Source organism: Acinetobacter sp. YH12145 (assembly GCF_013418335.1).
In the GTDB taxonomy this organism is placed as follows: domain Bacteria; phylum Pseudomonadota; class Gammaproteobacteria; order Pseudomonadales; family Moraxellaceae; genus Acinetobacter; species Acinetobacter amyesii.
Window position 1 is genome coordinate 98,481 of record NZ_VPCE01000004.1, and the last position, 18,153, is coordinate 116,633.

At 41.4% G+C, this 18,153-nt stretch carries 19 protein-coding genes and 2 tRNA genes; 8 read left to right on the plus strand and 13 right to left on the minus strand.

The window, feature by feature from the left end; all coding sequences use genetic code 11:
- Window positions 1-39 precede the first annotated feature (39 nt).
- Window positions 40-1,122, minus strand: coding sequence for a diguanylate cyclase domain-containing protein (locus tag FTU80_RS04855; RefSeq protein ID WP_180084387.1), 1,083 nt, complete (start codon window positions 1,120-1,122; stop codon window positions 40-42).
- On the opposite strand from FTU80_RS04855, the gene FTU80_RS04860 reads away from it, so the two are divergent.
- Window positions 1,121-1,420, plus strand: a complete 300-nt coding sequence (locus FTU80_RS04860) for a hypothetical protein (RefSeq protein ID WP_180084388.1) — start codon at window positions 1,121-1,123, stop codon at window positions 1,418-1,420. The genes FTU80_RS04855 and FTU80_RS04860 overlap by 2 nt on opposite strands.
- Window positions 1,421-1,491: 71 nt before the next feature.
- Here FTU80_RS04860 and lpxO read toward each other — a convergent pair whose 3' ends face one another.
- Entirely contained in the window at window positions 1,492-2,406 is a 915-nt protein-coding gene (gene lpxO, locus FTU80_RS04865; protein WP_078190472.1) for a lipid A hydroxylase LpxO, read from the minus strand.
- A gap of 471 nt (window positions 2,407-2,877) precedes the next feature.
- Between lpxO and fadB the strand changes: the two genes are divergently transcribed.
- The 3 genes from fadB (at window position 2,878) to FTU80_RS04880 (ending at window position 7,191) form a co-directional block, all read left to right on the plus strand.
- Window positions 2,878-5,031 (plus strand): fatty acid oxidation complex subunit alpha FadB, encoded by a 2,154-nt coding sequence (gene fadB / locus FTU80_RS04870; RefSeq protein ID WP_180078002.1) that lies wholly within the window; start codon window positions 2,878-2,880, stop codon window positions 5,029-5,031.
- 12 nt (window positions 5,032-5,043) lie between these two features.
- Window positions 5,044-6,216 (plus strand): acetyl-CoA C-acyltransferase FadA, encoded by a 1,173-nt coding sequence (gene fadA / locus FTU80_RS04875; protein WP_180084389.1) that lies wholly within the window; start codon window positions 5,044-5,046, stop codon window positions 6,214-6,216.
- A gap of 126 nt (window positions 6,217-6,342) precedes the next feature.
- On the plus strand, window positions 6,343-7,191 hold the full coding sequence (locus tag FTU80_RS04880; RefSeq protein ID WP_078193137.1) for a hypothetical protein: 849 nt from the start codon (window positions 6,343-6,345) through the stop codon (window positions 7,189-7,191).
- A gap of 337 nt (window positions 7,192-7,528) precedes the next feature.
- Here FTU80_RS04880 and tehB read toward each other — a convergent pair whose 3' ends face one another.
- Window positions 7,529-8,401 (minus strand): SAM-dependent methyltransferase TehB, encoded by an 873-nt coding sequence (gene tehB, locus FTU80_RS04885; protein WP_180084390.1) that lies wholly within the window; start codon window positions 8,399-8,401, stop codon window positions 7,529-7,531.
- A gap of 297 nt (window positions 8,402-8,698) precedes the next feature.
- On the opposite strand from tehB, the gene FTU80_RS04890 reads away from it, so the two are divergent.
- Window positions 8,699-9,292: a hypothetical protein gene (locus tag FTU80_RS04890; protein WP_180084391.1), complete on the plus strand. Its 594-nt coding sequence runs from the start codon at window positions 8,699-8,701 to the stop codon at window positions 9,290-9,292.
- Window positions 9,293-9,344: 52 nt separating this feature from the next.
- On the opposite strand, the gene FTU80_RS04895 is transcribed toward FTU80_RS04890, so the two are convergent.
- The 10 genes from FTU80_RS04895 to FTU80_RS04940 form a co-directional block, all read right to left on the minus strand.
- Window positions 9,345-10,706 carry a GGDEF domain-containing protein gene (locus tag FTU80_RS04895; protein ID WP_180084392.1) on the minus strand — a complete coding sequence of 454 codons (1,362 nt, stop codon included), beginning with the start codon at window positions 10,704-10,706 and terminating at the stop codon, window positions 9,345-9,347.
- A gap of 376 nt (window positions 10,707-11,082) precedes the next feature.
- On the minus strand, window positions 11,083-11,361 hold the full coding sequence (locus FTU80_RS04900; protein WP_078190480.1) for a hypothetical protein: 279 nt from the start codon (window positions 11,359-11,361) through the stop codon (window positions 11,083-11,085).
- Between the two features lie 79 nt (window positions 11,362-11,440).
- Entirely contained in the window at window positions 11,441-12,190 is a 750-nt protein-coding gene (locus FTU80_RS04905) for a hypothetical protein (protein ID WP_180084393.1), read from the minus strand.
- Window positions 12,191-12,382: 192 nt separating this feature from the next.
- Complete coding sequence (locus FTU80_RS04910) at window positions 12,383-12,910, minus strand: hypothetical protein (protein WP_257221434.1); 528 nt, start codon at window positions 12,908-12,910, stop codon at window positions 12,383-12,385.
- A gap of 193 nt (window positions 12,911-13,103) precedes the next feature.
- Entirely contained in the window at window positions 13,104-13,838 is a 735-nt protein-coding gene (locus tag FTU80_RS04915) for a class I SAM-dependent methyltransferase (protein ID WP_180084394.1), read from the minus strand.
- Between the two features lie 106 nt (window positions 13,839-13,944).
- On the minus strand, window positions 13,945-14,670 hold the full coding sequence (locus FTU80_RS04920) for a hypothetical protein (protein WP_180084395.1): 726 nt from the start codon (window positions 14,668-14,670) through the stop codon (window positions 13,945-13,947).
- A 30-nt stretch (window positions 14,671-14,700) separates the two neighbouring features.
- Window positions 14,701-15,141: a hypothetical protein gene (locus tag FTU80_RS04925; RefSeq protein ID WP_180084396.1), complete on the minus strand. Its 441-nt coding sequence runs from the start codon at window positions 15,139-15,141 to the stop codon at window positions 14,701-14,703.
- Between the two features lie 151 nt (window positions 15,142-15,292).
- A tRNA-Phe gene (locus tag FTU80_RS04930) sits at window positions 15,293-15,368 on the minus strand.
- Window positions 15,369-15,505: 137 nt separating this feature from the next.
- Window positions 15,506-15,581: transfer RNA gene (locus FTU80_RS04935), tRNA-Phe, on the minus strand.
- A gap of 193 nt (window positions 15,582-15,774) precedes the next feature.
- Complete coding sequence (locus tag FTU80_RS04940) at window positions 15,775-16,164, minus strand: GNAT family N-acetyltransferase (RefSeq protein WP_180084397.1); 390 nt, start codon at window positions 16,162-16,164, stop codon at window positions 15,775-15,777.
- A gap of 97 nt (window positions 16,165-16,261) precedes the next feature.
- On the opposite strand from FTU80_RS04940, the gene hisB reads away from it, so the two are divergent.
- The 3 genes from hisB to FTU80_RS04955 all read left to right on the plus strand — a co-directional run bounded on the left by hisB (window position 16,262) and on the right by FTU80_RS04955 (window position 18,064).
- A complete protein-coding gene (gene hisB / locus FTU80_RS04945) occupies window positions 16,262-16,855 on the plus strand; it encodes an imidazoleglycerol-phosphate dehydratase HisB (RefSeq protein WP_078190487.1) in 594 nt (197 codons plus the stop codon).
- On the plus strand, window positions 16,855-17,472 hold the full coding sequence (gene hisH / locus FTU80_RS04950; RefSeq protein ID WP_078193147.1) for an imidazole glycerol phosphate synthase subunit HisH: 618 nt from the start codon (window positions 16,855-16,857) through the stop codon (window positions 17,470-17,472). Before hisB ends, hisH begins: the two co-directional genes overlap by 1 nt.
- 130 nt (window positions 17,473-17,602) lie before the next feature.
- Entirely contained in the window at window positions 17,603-18,064 is a 462-nt protein-coding gene (locus FTU80_RS04955; RefSeq protein WP_180084398.1) for a DUF805 domain-containing protein, read from the plus strand.
- Window positions 18,065-18,153 lie beyond the last annotated feature (89 nt).

The window sequence follows — 18,153 nt, forward strand, 5'->3', positions numbered from 1 at the left end:
AGTCATCTATTGTTATTTTTGGCGTTCTTTACGCTCGAATCACGCTTCTTTCGACATAGGTTGTTCCTGCAAACGTTTATAATTCTTTTTCTCTTGATACATTTTAGCATCGGCTTGTTGTACCAAACTCATGGCATCTACATAGCCTTGCTGATGGTCTGTTTGACACAGCCCAATACTTAAACTTAAGCCTGCTTCCATTTCAGCCACCGCTTCTAATAAACGCGGGATAAAACTCCCTTCCACATGCTTTTCACTGCAACCAGGCAAGACCAAACAAAATTCGTCTCCGCCATAACGGAAGCAATGATCATCTAAACGTGCAACCGACTTTATGGCCGCAGCAACCGTTTGTAGTACCTGATCTCCACGTGGATGACCTTGTTCATCATTGATCTTTTTAAAATCATTGATATCAATAAACACTACTGTTACAGGTTCATGATTACGCTGTGCGGTATATAAAATACTGGTCAATAAGGTCGATAAATGCCGGACATTTAACAGTCCTGTTAATGGATCACGCTGTGAAAGTTCTTCCATTTCTTGTGCACGAAACTCTAGCGCATGCGCATACTGTTCCATTTTTTCACGGGAGATCTTCACCTCATTAATCAAACTCCACACATAGGTTTCAACCACCAATGTAGTGTCGAACATAAAGAGCTTTTCCAAGGTGTTAATAATCCGCTGATATTGTTCCGTATCATTAAAGGTACGCTGAATTAAGCGAAACAACATGGTCTTTAGGGTATGCACCGCAGAGAGATACAACTTCGGCTCCACACCTATGCGCTTATGAACCAAACCAATCCGTAAACGGTTATTCACATACGCGCTGTCATAGCGTCCCGAAAATAAGTCCAATAAATACTGGTGCTGCGCGCGTTGCAAACGCTTCAAGGTATCAAGATCACCAATCAAAGTGGCAATTTCTGGAATTGAGGTCTGATTTTCATAAAATTCATCGACCATACTGTCGAGTATTGGCGCCACAATTCCACCAATCGAAGCCAGTTCCGCCAGCTCTAAATCAGTCAAGCCAAGCAACTGTTTACGTCGTTCTATATCTTGCATCGAAATATGCATTTGATGCATCAATGTTTGGTTGGTTGCTTTCATGAATCGGATCCCCTTCCCGCCAAATCCTTCCCTTCAGGCGTTTACACAGGGTTTCTATGCAGTAGGTCTGCAATGTTTCCACCGTTTTCACCTTTGGGTTTTGGCTATCATTGATGATGACGCTTTTCTTTCAGCTCAATGGTTTGGCATGGGCTTAAGTTTGGACGTCAACATCATATTCCTCGTCTATTGGCTCACTTTTTCTGGCTTATTCTGGTTCTGGCTTATTCTGGCTAAAGCTATTCCTGCTTTTGCTGATTTGCTCTGCATGATTATTTTTATTCTGCTTGCACGATAACTGATATTTCGCTGACTGTCAGCATAAAAAAACGCCCCTAAGGGCGCATTTTTTCAATATTTATTCTACTTTTAAAATAAATATGGACGTACAAAAATCAGGAAGAACAGCCCCAACATCAGGAACCACTTTAAAAAGTAATACAGTGAACGATTGGTTTTTTTCAAGGCTTTGGCTTTTATGCGAATTTGATAGACATAGCCAAACACTTTATTTAAACCACCCGTTTTATCACCACTTTCATTGGGTGAACTCGCAGCAGTCATGACATTTTTACCAAACCAATGGTTAAAAGCTTCCATCCACTTCGACTTTAATGGCCGTTCAACATCTGCAAAGAAAATGATCCGGTTCTGATCCGTTTTATTTTCAGCATAGTGAATATAGGTTTCATCAAACACCACACTCTCGCCGTCACGCCATGAGTACCGCTGACCATCGACATCAATAAAACAACGGTCATCATTGGGCGTCAGTAAGCCCAAGTGATAACGCAATGAACCAGCATAGGGATCTCGATGACGGACTAAACGACTGTCTGGCGCCAACTCAGTAAACATCGCGGCTTTAATAGTGGGTAAATTTTTTAACAAGGCCGTAGTTTTTGGGCAAAGTTCAGCAGCCGAAGGATGAGCTGAGTCATACCATTTTAAATAAAAGCGTTTCCAACCTGTTTTAAAGAACGAGTTAAATCCAAGGTCATCATAAGTACTCGATGCTTTGATGCCCCCTTTTTCATACAAGGCCTTGGCTTCATCACGAATCATTTCCCAGTTTTCATCTAAGACTTTTAAATCTTTAAAATGCTGCGTGTCGATATAGGGTTGACTCGGCACTTTTGAAAACATGTACATGAGAAAATTGATCGGTGCGAGCAATGTCGAATGATCAAAAAACTGACGATAAAATGAATGACGGACTTTACCGCGTTGCTGGATATAAAACGCAGAAATGACAAAGACCGCCAGGATAATCCACTTAATCATATGAGGGCCTGGTGCTAATAAGCATTGTGCTTAATGAAAATTTAACTTTTGAGAACGCGGCGAGTATAGCATAGTGCTCAGTGACGCTTAAATAAGCAGCATAGAACACTGTGTCTCACCAAAAATGAATGACCGTGGCAAAATTGAATTGACCATTCTGCCGAAAAATACACTTGCTTTTTTCTTGAATTTTTCTTTCGCATCTCAATCTATTGCTTACATTTATAAAAAAATGTGAACTGAAACATAAGCTTCAACATATTTAATTAGAGCGATAGCGATTAAAGGCAGATCCAAAGGCTATTTCCAAAAGAAATTTTGATGACCCTAGCGTCACGGCTTGATACAACTTGTTATGTTCTTTTTAGATATAGTTATCGTAAGATTAGCGAGGCATAAAGTGTACGCAGGAACCGCGTACTCGCTTCACAACATCAACTTAGAAGTCCTCCAAAATAAAGGAGATCAGGCATGATCCACGCTGGCAATGCCATTACCGTCCAAATGCTTTCGGACGGAATTGCAGAATTCCGCTTTGACTTACAAGGTGAGTCGGTCAACAAGTTTAACCGCGCAACAATTGAAGATTTTAAAGCTGCAATTGACGCTGTTAAAGCAAACGGTGACATCAAAGGTTTAATCGTTACTTCAGGTAAATCTACATTTATCGTGGGTGCAGATATCACTGAATTCGGTGACAACTTCGCTCAAGGCGAACAAGCGATTGTGGATTGGGCATTGCCTGTTCACGACATCTTCAATGCATTTGAAGATCTAAACGTTCCTAAAGTTGCTGCAATCAATGGTATGGCATTGGGCGGCGGTTTTGAAATGTGCTTAGTGTGTGACTATCGTGTGATGTCAGAAGCCGCACAAGTTGGCCTTCCAGAAATCAAACTAGGTATCTACCCTGGTTTTGGTGGTACGGTTCGTTTAAGCCGTGTGATTGGTATCGACAATGCGGTTGAATGGATGGCAATGGCTGCACCGAAAAAGCCGGCTGCTGCGCTCAAAGACGGTGCTGTTGATGCAGTTGTTGCTGCAGACAAACTACAAGACGCTGCAATTGACCTTGTGAAACAAGCAATTGCTGGCCGTGTAGACTGGAAAGCAAAACGTCAAGAAAAATTAGATCCTGTTAAATTGAACATGCTTGAACAAATGATGGCATTCAATACAGCGAAAGGTGCAGTTCTTGCTAAAGCAAACCCTGCTCAATACCCAGCGCCAAAACTTCTTCTAGACTCATTACAAGCAGGTGCAAGCCTTCCACGTGATGAAGCATTGAAAATCGAAGCGCAAGGTTTTGCTAAAGCAGCTGTGACTCCACAAGCAGGTGCGTTAATTGGTTTATTCCTTAACGACCAAATTGTGAAGAAAACTTCGAAGAAATATGAAAAAGGTGCTCACCCTGTCAACCAAGCTGCTGTACTAGGCGCAGGTATCATGGGTGGTGGTATTGCTTACCAAGCGGCAAGCAAAGGCACACCAATCATCATGAAAGACATTGGTAACCCACAATTGGCGTTAGGTATGTCTGAAGCGAACAAATTGTTGACTAAACAAGTTGATCGCAAAAAAATGACTGCGGCGAAAATGGGTGAAACTCTTGCGCGCATCCGTCCGACTTTAAGCTATGACGAGTTTAAAGAAGTGGACATCGTGATTGAGGCAGTAACAGAGAACCCGAAAGTTAAGGGTATCGTACTTGCTGAAACTGAAAAGAATGTTCGTGAAAACACGATCATTGCGTCTAACACATCAACCATTTCAATCACACGTTTGGCTGAAAACCTACAACGTCCTGAAAACTTTGTTGGTATGCACTTCTTTAACCCAGTTCACATGATGCCATTGGTTGAAGTGATCCGTGGTGAGAAAACATCTGCTGAGGCAATCGCAACGACTGTGGTTCTTGCTCAGAAAATGGGTAAAACACCAATCGTGGTTAACGACTGCCCAGGCTTCTTGGTGAACCGCGTATTGTTCCCTTACTTTGGTGCATTTGACCTTCTATTGAAAGACGGTGCTGACTTCCAACAAGTCGACAAAGTCATGGAAAAATTCGGCTGGCCAATGGGTCCTGCTTACCTCATCGACGTTGTGGGTATCGACACAGGCGTACACGGTGCGGAAGTAATGGCAGAAGGTTTCCCTGACCGCATGAAGCCTGACTTCAAAGGTTCAATTCAAACAATGTACGAAGCAAAACGTTTGGGTCAAAAGAATGACGTTGGTTTCTACAAATACGAACTTGACCGTAAAGGTAAGAAAGCCAAAGTGGTTGATCCAGTGGCTTACGAACTTGTGGCTTCTGTTGCAACTGCGGAAAAACGTGAATTTGATGCTCAAGAAATCATTGACCGTATGATGCTGACGTTCTGTAACGAAACTGTTCGTTGCCTAGAAGACAATATCGTAGCGACTGCTGCTGAAGCAGATATGGCGATGATCATGGGTGTAGGTTTCCCTCCATTCCGTGGTGGTCCATGCCGTTACATCGACCAAACAGGTGTCGCTGAATACGTAGCGCTTTGCGACAAATATGCGTATTTAGGTAAGGCTTATGAAGCGCCACAAATGTTGCGTGACATGGCTGCTAACAACAAAAAATTCTACGGTTAAGGAGCAACGTGAATGGCTACTTTAAATCCACGTGACGTTGTCATCGTTGATAGCGTACGTTCAGCAATGGGTAAAACCAAAAATGGTATGTTCCGTAACGTACGTGCTGACAGCTTATCTGCTGAATTAGTACGCGCGCTTGTTGCTCGTAACCAGTTTGATACCAATGAAGTTGAAGACGTAATTTGGGGCTGTGTAAACCAAACCCTAGAGCAAGGTATGAACATTGGTCGTAACATTGCGTTATTGGCTGATCTTCCAAAGACTGTTGCAGGTCAAACAGTGAACCGTCTTTGTGGTTCTTCTATGCAAGCAATCCACACAGCGGCTGCGCAAATTGCAACCAACCAAGGTGATATCTTCATCATTGGTGGTGTAGAGCACATGGGTCACGTTGGCATGATGCACGGCATCGACATCAACCCAGAAGCGTCTAAGCATTATGCAAAAGCGTCTAACATGATGGGCTTAACGGCTGAAATGTTAGGTCGTATGAACGGTATATCGCGTGAAGAACAAGATGCGTTTGGTGTTGAATCACACCGCCGTGCTTGGGCTGCAACACAAGAAGGTCGTTTCAAAAATGAAATCGTGGGCGTTGAAGGTCACGATGCGAATGGCTTCAAAATTCTGTGCGATATCGATGAAGTGATTCGTCCTGATGCAAACCTTGAAGCATTCCAAGCTTTACGCCCAGTATTCGACCCGAAAGGCGGTACAGTAACTGCTGCAACATCTTCAGCATTGTCTGATGGTGCTTCTGCAATGTTGCTGATGTCTGCGGAACGTGCTCAAGCTTTAGGTCTTAAGCCACGTGCTGTGATTCGTTCTATGGCGGTTGCAGGCTGTGATGCTGCGATCATGGGTTATGGTCCTGTACCAGCAACTCAAAAAGCGTTGAAACGTGCTGGCTTGTCAATTTCTGACATCCAAACGTTTGAATTGAACGAAGCGTTCGCAGCACAAGGTTTGTCTGTTCTTAAAGGCTTAGGCATTTATGACCAACAAGACCGTGTGAACTTGAACGGTGGTGCGATTGCATTGGGTCACCCATTGGGTTGTTCTGGTGCACGTATCACAACGACTTTGCTGAACGTCATGGAACAGCAAGATACACAAATTGGTCTTGCGACCATGTGTATTGGTCTAGGTCAAGGTATCGCAACAGTGATTGAACGTGTTTAATTCTTAAATACGTGACTAAAAAGAACCCCGCTTTTGCGGGGTTTTTTAATAAAGATTTAATTAGATTATTAACACAATTTATGCATAATACGCATAGAAATCAAACAAAACCAAACAAGAGTTTCTATGAAAAATATTGTGTTACCACTGATCGCCAGTCTTGCATTTACAGGTTGTGCAACAACAAAAATCTCCGAAGAGTCGCGCCAAAAATTAAATCAGACCCAAGCTGCAATCCAAGTAAAACCTGTAGCGATTTTTGTGAACTCATGCCTTTTAACCAATGAATTAGGGAAAGATTTAGTACTCATCGAGCCTACTAAACTTACAAGTGAGAAGTTTATTCAAACTTTTACACAACAGTTAAACCAACATAATGTCACTGTTAGTACCTCTGCTACGCCGTTTATTTGTGGTTCAATGCCTGAAGAACAGCTTAAAAAATACGAATTTCAGGTTGATAGCAATTCTAAAAGAGCGCCTATCAGCACATATCCTCTTCTAAATCAAAATAGCAATATGACTGATGATCAACGTGCAGCAGCATTTGCACTTACTCAGTTTATAGCCAAAACAGATGCTGTAAATTTATCAAATGTTCGAAATAGAAATGCAAAACTAGATATGCCTCAGCTTGATGAAACAACTGTCAAGACTTTAAAAGAATGGGCAAACTCAAACTATATTTTTTTAGTTTCGCTTGATGGATTGAATGCATCTGTAGGAAGTAAATTTGCAATGGGTGCCTTAAGTGTAGGTGTAACACTAGCAACTATGGGTGCAGGTGCTGGAATAGTTACAGCATACATGCCTAAGGAGGGTCAGCAATACTCAGTTCGTTTATTAGACTTAGATAAGCAAACATTCGAATGGCATAAAGCTGACTTACTTAAGGGTAGAATCTACTCTACTAATAACCATAATTTACAAGCAGACCAAATCCTTAATCCATTGTTTGAAACTAAAGTAAATTAAGTTCAGGCTCAGATATAAAGTTGCATGCTGAGTACAACGCTTTTCAGCATGCAACAACAGAGATTAAGTGTTCAAATTTACCACATTTAGGCTTAACAAGGGTCAGCTCTAAATAAGTTTAAAAATTCATTTCGTTAAAATATTCTATGACCACTAAAAAATAATCAACATCATTTATTAACCTAAATTACTCATTTGGTTACATTTTATTAAATTACTCGACCTAAATATAAATACTGCCAAACTAACTCAAAAATGTTTCCATTATTTCAGTTTAAGTAAAGTAAGTGTTGAGTTGATCCCCAACTCTTCAACTCAACATCCTAAAATACTAGGCTTAAATTTTCTGCGCCAACAAGGTCGCAAAATGCTGTTTAATCCGCTTTCCTGCAGCATCCACCCGATGCAGCTCACCGACATTTTCATTGTATTTCACAATATTCCAGCCCTCATACAAAGCATTTAACTCCCCTGCTTTAAACGTAAATGGAAAGTCAGGCTGTGCAGGCAGATCAGGCGTATCCATCGCACAGACGATCAGGTTATAGCCATTAACATTGGTGGCTTGCTGCATCTGCTGAATCAGTGGCTTCACTGTCTTGGCTTCTAAAAACATCATCACTACGGTACAGCAAATAAAATCATATTTCCCCGTAATGCTTTGGTCTGCATTTAAATCACGCTGCTGCACATGAATATTTTCAATACCTTCCGCAGCGATTACCTCTTGCAGCTTGTGCAAACTGTGTGGATTGACATCCCATGCATCCACCTCAAAACGCTGCTCAGACAGCTGACTTAAGTACAGCGAATTACGCCCCTGCCCACAGCCGACATCCAAAGCACGACCACCTTGCAAATATGGTGTTGCTACCAAAATCTCTGAATGTGTTGGACTGAGCTGATACTTCTTATAAAAATAATCCTGTGCTAAGCAATAAAAACTTAACTGACATTGCACATCGTCACTCGCAGAGACAATCTTGTGCCACGCCTGCGGTTCTATAAACGGTGGTAGCTGGTCTGGACTAAATACATGCGTGGAAAGGATATTTCCAGACGCATCTAACATGGCAAAATTTACTTCACCTTGCAGCACGGTGAGTTTTGCCCATGTGCCTGCTTTGGTATTGTGCTGTTGTTTAAAACCGTGTGGAATCGACTGCTGCGTCCACACAGGGAGTTGTTTATAACAAATAAGCTGCTGCATCTGACGTTATCCCTCATGCGACGTTATTTTTATGACATACCAATGGCGCAAATGTATATTCACCATAACGGCTTTAACAGTGATTTTAAATTAGCTTTGAATTAAAAATTTAGAATGCTGTGCAATGTACGCTGTTCTTGTTTGTTTTTCTGCGTAACACCATGTTATCCGTTTGTAACATTGGTGGAATATTCACACAATCAAATCCCTCACTCTGTGCCGTGTAACCTAAGCGCTGTTGATAAGGCATAAAATTTACAATGCCTTATTTTAACTAAGTTTTATAGAGTGATGACTATGAACGCGATCAAAACTACTTTAGCTGCTGCTTTAGTTGCTGCTACAACTTCTGCTATGGCAACTACTGCTGTAGAACAAAAACCTGCGACTGCTGTTGAAGCTGTAAAAGCTCAAGCTGCACAAGCGAAAACTGCAACTGTAGCTGCTGCTCAAGCAACTAAAGATGCTGCTAAAACTCAAGTGGCTGTTGCAGAAAAAGCGACTCAAACTAAAACTTTAACAGTGAAAGAAACCACTAAAGCAAAAACTGCTGACATGAAAAAAGCAGTGGTAGAAAAAGCAGCAGCAACTAAAGAAACTGCAGTTGCAGCAAAAGATGCAACTGTAGGAAAAACTGTAGCGGCTAAAGACGCTGTTGTTGCGAACACTGTTGCAGCAAAAGACGCGACTGTAGCAAAAACTGTAGCAACTAAAGATGCTGTCGTTGCAAAAACTGTTGAAGCAAAAGATGCAGCTGTAGAAAAAGCAACTGATGCAAAAGAAGCTGTTGAAACTAAAACTGAAGAAGTAAAAGCTGAAGCGAAAAAAGACTGCGCTAAAAAATGTGCAGAGAAAAAAGGTTTCTTTTCTTGGTTCAAAAAAGCAGCTTAATCATTGATTAAATGCTAAAAAAAGATGCCTTCACGGCATCTTTTTTTCCCATTTAGACCGCAATACTGCTTTCTGCTAACGGAATAATCTTTTGATAAACAAACTGATTTTTCCCCTGTGATTTCGCCTGATATAGGCAGGCATCGACATGCTGTAGAGTCGTGGAGTAATTAGACAAACTCAACTGTTGAAACTCGGCCAAGCCCATACTAAAGCTGACATCTAGCCTTAATTGATCTTTTCGAAACGGTACATGTTCGCAGCGTTCCAAAATTGTTTCACACAACATTTTACCCTGCTCCAAATCGGCACCTTCGAGCAAAATTAAAAATTCTTCACCGCCCCAGCGACTGATAAAACTCGCGCGTGGACTACAATTTTTTAAGATTTTTGCCAAATGCACCAAAACACAGTCCCCCATTTGGTGCCCATATTGGTCATTAATTTTTTTAAAATTATCGACATCGAGCAAAATGACACAGCCTTTATCAACCGCACCCTCTATAAATATTTGTTCTTTAAAGGCATGGCGATTTTTCAGCCCCGTCAACTCATCGCAAAAACTTACACGTTGCAAAGCCAAATACAGGCGTTTATTTCGTGCATACAGCTCACAAATAAACAGAAAAATAATCAGATAAATACCCAATGCCAAACGATAAGAACTGATCCGCGAGAGCATATGTACCTGTGCATCCGACCAATATTCCCCAGCCAATGGCATGGCACCATACCAACCACAGATCAGCGTCATTAAGCCAATCAGCCAGCAAAAGGTTTTGAGGTCGTATTTGATCGCGTAGTAACACATCAATAAAGGCAAAACCATGCAGGCATAGAAGATTTGATCATTTGAGATCACATATTGCACTGCCAGTGCCACGATCAGATAGCCATAATCCATCCACGGTACATTCATCCAGCGCTGAACACCAAATAATAAACACACCACAGCCAAACTTGTTGCAAATTGCTCTAGAAAATAATCAACAAAGGCAAAGTATTGGTTGTCCATCTGAAAGCACGCCACGAACAATAGACTGCCTGCAAAAGCACTCACGATACTCGGAACAGCCAACATCAGGGTTCGCTTAAAGCGTCGTTTTTTTAAATGGCTCAGTGCCAAATAGGCTTTAATAAATACCCAAATCTGAAATGCTGAAATCGCACACAGGAGAAATTTATCTTCTAAGGTTTTGGCGGGATCGACCATCAGCGAAGCCACAAAGATCGCACTAAAAGCATAGAGCACGATCAGTAAATCGTGGCTTAAATGCTTCCGCACTAAAATCATGCCATAGGCCGCGAATACATTTACCACCCAAACAGGGCTAATGAATAATTCATAGGTATAGCCTATCGACACCAATGAAACCGCACATATGGCAAGCCATAGCAGTATTAATTTTTTCATACGCTAAAAAAATCGTCTCTAAAAATGGCGATAAACCTTTCATTCAAAGCCAATCGGTCTAAGGTTAGAATGTTTGCAAGTTCAATACAGCTCAGCTTCTTATGCGTTATGGGCTGCTGGCTAAAAATTTATGTTTAAATTTTCGGCGTATTTTAAGTGATTTAAGTCGCACTATTGATTAATAGTTGTATTAAATTTGCAATTTAAACAATCGAAGACTGTTTTAAAGCCAATGTTTTTTGCGTTATTCATGCTAGTTCGGAACTCAGTTCCCAAAATGATGCTCGATAGCAACAAAAAAGCCATCCGCTAAAGGATGGCTTTCAATTGCATAACATGTCTTGAAGCTGTGCTGAATAATTTGAATGAAAAGGACTTATTTTAATATTTGTAATTGTTCCATCAACCAAGCCATGTATTTATCTTGATCCATAAAGTCAGGCGCCGTCCCTGTATCCAAACTATAAAATTGTTGATTAAATTCAATCACAATCTGTTCAGTCAGATGCCAATCTTCAATCATGCGAAAATACTGACTGAAGAAAAAACGGTTCTTGCCCCAATTGTTTAAACTTTCCAAACGTGGATATTGGCGGTTCGCAATAAAGTCGATATAGACCTGCTGAATATCATCAAAAATCTGAATAGCTCGCATGAGCATGAACCTCTATATGATGTAAAACCCTGCTATAAGCCACTTTATCGCGCAAATTTGAAAGAGTGATGACAGTCAGTTAAAGCTTTTGTTTCAACTCTGAACGGTTCTTTTGGCGGATCTCATCCATTTGCGCATTGAGCGCCAACATCTCTGTATAAAGCTGATTAAACTGCTTTAAAGGCGCATCTTCATAGAACATAAATAATTTATTTTTCTTTTCCCATTTATTGGCTTTCAGCACAGCAAAGACCTCATCAGCCTTCGCCAAGCTTTGCTTTTCTAACTCAAATAAAGCATGCGACTCATCACTATCACGACTGTCTCTTAAACTCTGGGCAATTTGCTGACGAAACACCTGTTTGACCGCCAACTGTTTGGCCTGAGCTAAACCATTTTCCTCTTGTTGAGTGGTTTTTTGTTCATAAGCATCGACCACTGCATGCACCTGCTGCAGCATTTGCTCAGTCTCTTGATATTGGTTTTTTTTATCTTGCAACAAGCGATCGATGTCGAGAAATTTATCCCAATTCAGTGCTTTAAGATCACGAATATATTGATTTCGCGCTTCTGCACGCTGCAGCATTTGGCTCAAAATAAAATCCGACATGATTTTATAATCACCCGTTAGCCGTGCATCTGTCACATTAAGTTGTATCGGTTCTTCCCAGTGCTGAGCTTGCTGAAAAATTTGCTCGGTTTTTTCGCGCAAAACCGTTTCATAGGTCGAGAGTTGCACAGCTTCTTTTTGCTGTACTGAATATTGATAAAACATCCATCCAAAGACCAATACCGTAGCACTGGCTAAGACAACAAAGATACGCGGCATAATGAGCTCCGAATGCCCTTTTATTCAGTTTAACCAAAAGTTTGAAGATTGACGATAAAATAGCCATGCTTTTTAAGAAGGCTATTTGAAAACATCAATGTAAATAGACTTAAATTGCGCATGCCATCAAAACGAAAATTCATGGATAAAACATGAATTTTCGCCTTCAATTTGCTGTAGAGATGTATTCGATTATGGGGTCTTGATTGGATTGGTATTTAACTGACGGTCAATATTGCCAAGATTAATTTGATCACGACTGATTTGCACATTGGTTGCATTACGGTCGATCCCAAAGGGTTGCAACATAATATATAAACCATTGCGTGGGTCAGAAGACTGTAAACCTGCGGCAATATCTAAAACATGCTGCTGCATCAAAGGTGATAAATTCGACATATCAGGCACTGCTGTTGCAGGCAAGACATCTACATTTGACACGATTGTTGCATCGACACCTTTGTTTTGCGTATCGCGCTCAAGTTGCATCACCCGTTGCTGTAAGGCTTTACGGCGATCCACCTGCTCTTGATACTCAACAATGCCCGTCTCTGCACGCATTTCACGCTCTGCCATAATGGTTAAAGCAGGCATCTGAATAGCTTGTTGTTCGGTATCCTCAGCTTTTGTAGTGGCTTTTTCCGCAGCAAAAGTACTCATAGCCGTCATTGCTGCGCTAACAAAAACCAAAACGGAAACAGATTTAGGGAGATTCATCATGTTCATTCCGAGAGATTTAAAAATAGAAAATTGAAAAAATTTACACTGCTATTATTGTACAACAATTAATCAATTTACTAGATTGAACCCCGACAAACGGCACGAAAGTACAGCCGATTCAAACCTCACGTTGCTCATTCTAGACTTAAGATTTCATCCTTTATCTATCTATATTGCGGCTACTTTTTCTTTTTTATACGGTCCCGATTCTTAACAGCACAGGAAATGACAAAGCAAACTCTTGCTGCGGATGACGGCTAAAGAAGTCGTTCAAAGTTGCACACGGTTGATGTGTTGGATGTTGTTTTTGGTAGTGTTTTAACCCAGACCACGTTTGCAAATAGTCCAAAATTTGCTGTGCACTCCACCTATAATTTAAAAACAGCTGAGGTGTCGCTAACTCCTGAAATGGAAACGGAATACTGCGATATTCTTCGTCGATGTAACGACGTTCAGCATCCCAATAGCCTTTTAAGGTGACAAAATACAGATCCTGTAAAAGCTGGTTTAATTCCGCATGTTCAAATTGAATTAGACCATAGCCCACAATGGCGATGTGACCTTGAGGTTTTAATACGCGTCGTACTTCTGCATAAAAGGCAGTAAAATCAAACCAATGAATCGCTTGCGCGACTGTAATTAAATCCGCTGAATGGTCTGCAAGCGGACAATGTTCGGCGCTGGCTTGCTCATAACGCACATTGTCTAAATTGGGTGCTTGTGCCAATTGTTCGGCACTCAGATCTGTCGCTAAAATCTGTTGAAAATAGGGCGCCAAACCTTTGGTAAATTGACCTGAACCTGCACCACAGTCCCATGCCAATTCACGCACGGCAACATGCTGCAAAATGCTATCAACGACTTCAGCAGAATAACTTGGACGTGATTGTTGATACAGCGCACTCCCTGTAGAGAAAAGGTCTTTCATTGCGGGGATTCATTGGTTGTTTTTTTTATCAGTTTAATCGAATTTTTAGGGTCGGAAACTATCACTTAAGTCCTAGCTTCAGCGATAAAATTTGAGCTTCAAATATTTACTCAATCACGTGCTGTATATAAAAACTGGTCTGTGCAATCGGGCTTAATTGATCATTCATTTGATAATATTTCACATCATAATGACCAGTTTTCCATCCAGTCATAGGATAGAAACTCACCCAGTTTTGTTGCTGTTGCTCACTAACTTTGCGTGGCGTAAAGAGCAGCACTTCACCGCTATCACGATGCGTCCAACGCACCATAACTTGCGTATTGTTTGGAACTTTACCCATGGTATCAAAATGTGCATACAACGGCTGTGTGACATAGATTTCACGAGGTAAAACTTGATCTACATCTGTCTGTGATTGATCAGTCACATACGCTTGCCCTGCCAATCGCTGCTGCGGATCATTTTTGGCTTGTAGAAATTCGTCTAACATCTGCTGCGCAAACTGCTGCTTATTTTGAATCCCTGCAAAACTGTAATTGGGAAATGCCTGCTGTAAATATTGCCCCAATTGTTGATCTGAAGTCTGCTGAATAATGCTCTTTAGCTGAAGATGTTGGTCTTTGAGTTGTTGCTGTATATCTTTAGAATGAGGCTGATCCGAGGTATCTCGATCTAAAGCCAAGAGTGCCACAGGATTATTCGTCGCCAAAGAGACAAGCGAGTGCTCAGGTGGCGGCGACGTCAAGCTTGGTTGGTCATTCCACGATGCCGCAATATAGCCCAGTGCAAAACAGAGCAGTCCAAGCGCCGCATATTGAAGTCGCTTCAACTGTCACTCCACGAACCTATGTTCATTTGATTAAAAGCCACAGCGGAGCACTTCTGTGCCGACAATATACTCACCAGAGCTCATCGTCGTACCCGTATTAATCACCTGATTTAAGCTAAAGTTAGATCCAACTTTTAATTTAAGCAGACCATTATCACATGCTGCAGTTATTCTGCTGCCCGATTTCATATTGGATACACAGCCCGTTTTGGTCACGGCATAAATTGTTTGCCCTGCGGAAATACTGGTGCTGCATGATGCTGTGATTATTGTATCGAGCGATGATTCACAAGAAGAACAATTGCCATTATCACAAAGCGCTGCTGCATTTTCACTTTTACATTCATAGGTCACACCATTTTTAATAATGGTTTTAGAATAGGAAGAATCGACATTACTGCCGCCCCCGCCACCACATGCGCTCAGCAAGGCACTCATGCCGATCAAAACAGGAAATAATATTTTTTTCATAACCTTAACCCTTATTTTTTAATAATTTTCTTATAGCCATTGGGCTCATCATCTGGCATCGATTGTATCAGTTAAACCGTGCAAAATATCAACAACTAAAAAACAGCAGACGAAAAAAAACCTCAAACAATGGTTTGAGGTTTTTTGAATATGGTGGCGAGACCCAGGATCGAACTGGGGACACACGGATTTTCAATCCGTTGCTCTACCTACTGAGCTATCACGCCGATGCGGTGTATTAAGCCGTATCTTAGTTAATTAGTCAATCATATTTATAAAAATATTTTTTGTATGCATATTTTTTAAGCAAAAAAAATCCCTGATGGGATCAGGGATTGATAAACTGAAAAATCAGTTTTGAATATGGTGGCGAGACCCAGGATCGAACTGGGGACACACGGATTTTCAATCCGTTGCTCTACCTACTGAGCTATCACGCCGATGGGGCGTATTAAACAATTTAAGCTGAATGCCGTCAAGCATAAGCATGGGCTTTTTTCTCAAATGTTTATTTTTAAATCAATATTTCACACTAATCGCTTACTTTTTGTCTTATTTACATTTAAGTCTGAGTCAATTTAATTATTCAGACTTAAAAAGACAGCACGGAGACTGTCTTTTAAAAATTGAACTTTACTCAACTACGTCAATTTTACCAATGTGTGCTAAACAACGATGAATCGCGCCACAACCTGGCTCGAAAGTTTTCACCCCTTTTTCTTCCTCCATACGTGTCACTTCACTCACTAGACGTTCTGCAACACCACGCCCACGATTTGCTGGGTGTACCACAATATATTCAAGGGTTTTGCTTTCACCTTGGCCTGTACACCAAATCGCGCCAATCAATTTTGTATTAAATTCTGCAGTATAAACTAAGGTATACTGAGCTAAGTTCTGCTCAAGTTGTTCAATCGCATCGGAACCGTCGCTAAACTCAGGGCTGGTGTCATACAGTCGCTCAAGCTGGCTGCGCACTTCATCATTTTCCAAAGAAGTATAGGCATGTACGGTAATAGGCATTGATAAACCCTCCTGAGCAATCTAATATGCGGTGACTTTTCGTCACAGCGAAAATATTTTTACATCAATCATTTTGACGTATTTGAGGAACGTGTCTATGACAGATCGTATCAGTGAAGTGGTAAGAAACACCAACGAAACCAAAATTCGAGTTCGTGTGAATCTTGATGGTACTGGTCAAGGCACTTTAAACACTGGTGTTCCATTTTTAGATCATATGATTGATCAAATCAAGCGACATGGTCTGTTTGATATTGATATTCATTGTGATGGCGATCTTGAAATTGACGATCATCATACCGTAGAAGACTGTGGGATTACACTGGGCCAAGCCTTTGCTCAAGCACTGGGCAATAAAAAAGGCTTACGTCGCTACGGTCACTTCTATGCGCCACTTGATGAATCACTGAGTCGTGTTGTGGTGGATTTATCTGGCCGTCCGGGTCTTTGGATGGATATTCCATTCACTCGCGCGCGCATCGGGACTTTTGATGTTGATCTTTTCTCTGAATTTTTCCAAGGTTTTGTGAACCATGCGTTAATGACGCTGCACATCGACAACCTAAAAGGTAAAAACAGCCACCACCAAATTGAAAGCGTATTTAAAGCCTTTGCCCGTGCATTACGTATGGCGTGTGAAGTTGACCCTCGTGCCGAAAATACTGTTGCGTCTACCAAAGGAACATTGTAATGACCCGTATTGCCCTTCTTGACTATGGCATGGGAAATCTTCACTCAGCAGCAAAAGCCCTCGAACACGTGGGTGCAACTGTTGATGTCACCAATGATCCTAAGTTGATTGCACAAGCAGATAAAATTGTGTTCCCCGGTGTGGGAGCAATGCGTGACTGTATGCAAGGCATGCATGATGCAGGCATTGATGAAGTGGTCCGTAAAGCGGCATTTAATAAACCTGTGCTTGCGATCTGTGTCGGTATGCAAGCCCTAATGCAGCATTCCGAAGAAAATGGAGGTGCAGATGCATTGGGTATTTTTGAAGGTTCGGTTAAACGCTTCCCTGATGTAGAGGGATTAAAAGTGCCTCACATGGGCTGGAACCAAGTGCATCAGGCAGACCCTAGCCATCCGATGTGGAAAAACATTGAGCAAGATGCACGTTTCTATTTCGTACATAGCTTCTATGTAGAGCCGCAAGACTCAAGCATTGTCGCTGCTACCTGTGACTATGGTTTGGAATTTTGTACCGCAATTCACAAGGAAAACTTGTTTGCGACACAATTTCACCCAGAAAAAAGTCATACAGCCGGCCTACAATTGCTGAAAAACTTTGTGGAATGGGATATTTAAAATACCTTCCTCTCAAAAAAGCCCGCTCCTTGCGGGCTTTTTTGTACTGTTTATTTTTCATCCTTTTATTTTCTACATATTCATTTTAAAATTTGCCTACTTATAAAAACACCAAAGCCTAGGAATAATAATGAATACCTTCACATCTGACTCACCGACCCAAGCCAGTGGTCGCTTTAGCCGTCGCGCTTATCTTGCATGGAATCTACTGCTCGGCATTATTTTTACACTAATTGCTGTTGTAGTCGGCCTGCTCATACCCGGCGCGCAAAATGCGTTGACTGAGGGTGCTATGTCGACGCCACTCATGATTATTTTCTTTATCATGTATGCCATCGTCATTTATTACAGCGTCATTTTCTTAATCCGTCGTTTACATGACCGAGACCATTCTGGATGGCTTGCACTGCTGATCTTAGTTCCTGTAGTGAATATATTGTTTGCGCTCTATGTGTTATTTGCACCGGGTAATAGTGGTAGTAATAGCTTTGGACAACCACGCCCGACCAAAGGCTGGGAAACTGTGCTGGCTGTTTTGTATATCGTGGTGTTTATAGTCGGGATACTTGCTGCGATCATGATTCCGTCTTAGCAAAACTATGTGATCCGCTCTCAGCAAACCACGATTCAACAACAATAATGATAAATCATTAGATGCCGCCTATATCACTCTAAACAGCA